Below are 2,020 nucleotides of genomic sequence, written 5' to 3' on the forward strand. Positions count from 1 at the left end.
AGCCACGCGTTCCATTCGCCGTTGATGGACCCGATGTTGGAGGAGTTCGCGCGGTCCGTCAGCGGTCTGGTCTTCAATGAGCCGCGGATTCCGGTCGTTTCGAACCTCACGGGCCGTCTGGCGGAGTCGTACACCCCGGAGTACTGGGTGCGTCACGTGCGTGAGGCGGTCCGTTTCGCCGACGGCGTGCGGACCTTGCACGAGTTGGGTGTGACGACGTTCGTGGAGATCGGCCCGGGCGGTGTCCTCAGCGCCATGGCGCAGGGCTGTGTCGATGATGTCGTCACCATCCCCGTACTCCGCGCCGACCGCCCCGAACCCCAGGCGCTCACCACCGTGTACGCCCAACTGCACGTAAGCGGCGTGGAAGTGGACTGGCACGCCTTCTTCCCCGGCGCTCGCCGTGTCGCCCTCCCCACCTACGCCTTCCAGCGCGAGCGCTACTGGCTCGACGCCCCCGCCTCCGCCGGTGACATGCGCGCGGTGGGGCAGGGCGATGCCGGTCACCCGCTCCTCGGCGCCGCCGTGCCGCTGGCCGACGGCGACGGACACCTGCTGACCGGGCGGCTCTCGACGCACACGCACCCGTGGCTGGTGGACCACGCCGTCAGCGGAGTGGCGCTCCTGCCGGGAACCGCGTTCGTCGAGCTGGCGATCACCGCTGCCGACGCCGTGGGCTGCGACCTGCTGGAGGAGCTGACGCTGGAGACACCGCTGCTCGTGCCCGAGCGCGGCGGCGTCGCCCTGCAGGTGCGGGTCGGCGCCGACGACGGCTCGGGCCGCAGGCCGCTGACCGTGCACTCGCGGGTCGACGACGGGGACGCGTACGCCCACGAGGACGACTCCGAGCGGGCATGGGTGCGGCACGCCTCCGGCTCGCTGGCCGTCGCCGAGGGAGGGCCCGTGGACGGCTCGCTCACCGCGTGGCCGCCCGTGGGTGCGGAGCCGGTCGACGCCGACGGGTTCTACGACCGCCTCGCCGGCATGGCGCTCGACTACGGGCCCGTCTTCCAGGGGCTGCGCGCCGCTTGGCGGAGCGGGGACGACTTCTTCGCCGAGGTGGAACTGCCCGGTGCGGAGCGGACGGACGCGGGCGCGTACGGCCTGCACCCCGCGCTGTTCGACGCGGCGCTGCACACCGTCTGGCTGGGCGCGGTCGAGCCCGAGGCCGGGACGGGGAACGGGCTGCTGCCGTTCGCCTGGAGCGGCGTGCGTCTGGCGGCGGCCGGAGCCTCAGGCCTGCGGGTGAAGGTCTCCCGCGCCGGCACCTCCACGGTGTCGCTGGTGCTCGCCGACGGCACCGGTGAGCCGGTCGCGCAGATCGACTCGCTGACGCTGCGCCCGGTGCCCGCCGACCGGTTGCGCGCCGGTTCCGGCAGCGACGACTCGGTCTACGGCCTGGAGTGGACGCCGATCGGCCTGCCGTCCGCGCCGGACGGCATGAGGATCGAGACGTACGGGGATCTCGCCGCTCTTCGGGCCGCTCACTCGCCTGCGGACACCGAAGCCGGTCCCGGGGCCGTCGCCGATCCCGAAGCCGTGACCGGTCCCGGAGCCGTGGCCGGTCCAGGTGCCGTGGTCGATGCCGTGGTCGTGCCCTGCCCGACCGGGGCCGGCGCGGACCTGGCCACCCGGGTCCGTGAGGTCACCCACGCCGTGCTGGAACTGGTGCAGTGGTGGCTGGCCGAGGAACGCCCGGCGCGCCTGGTGCTGTTGACGCGTACGGGAGACCTCGCCCAGTCGGCGGTCCGCGGACTGGTGCGCTCGGCGCAGACCGAGAACCCCGACCGCATCCTGCTGGTCGAGACCTCCACCGCTGCCGCTGCCGGTGCCGGTGCCGGTGCCGGTGCCGGTGCCGATGGCGATGGCGATGGCGATGCCAGTACTGACGCCGGTCTTGCCCGGGTGCTGCCCGGCCTGATCGCGTCGGGCGAGCCGGAGGCCGCGGTGCACGCGGACGACGAGGTCCGGGTGCCGAGGTTGGTCCGCGTCGCCGCGCCGGACGCGGAGCCGCGGCTTC

At 73.8% G+C, this 2,020-nt stretch carries 1 protein-coding gene; it reads left to right on the top strand.

Annotated elements, in window-relative coordinates:
* Positions 1 to 33: 33 nt before the first annotated feature.
* Positions 34 to 2,020, top strand: a 1,987-nt coding sequence (locus ACWEN3_RS45865) for a polyketide synthase dehydratase domain-containing protein (protein ID WP_452984300.1), incomplete at its 3' end; no start/stop codon positions are given.

The organism is Streptomyces sp. NPDC004561, from assembly GCF_053602155.1.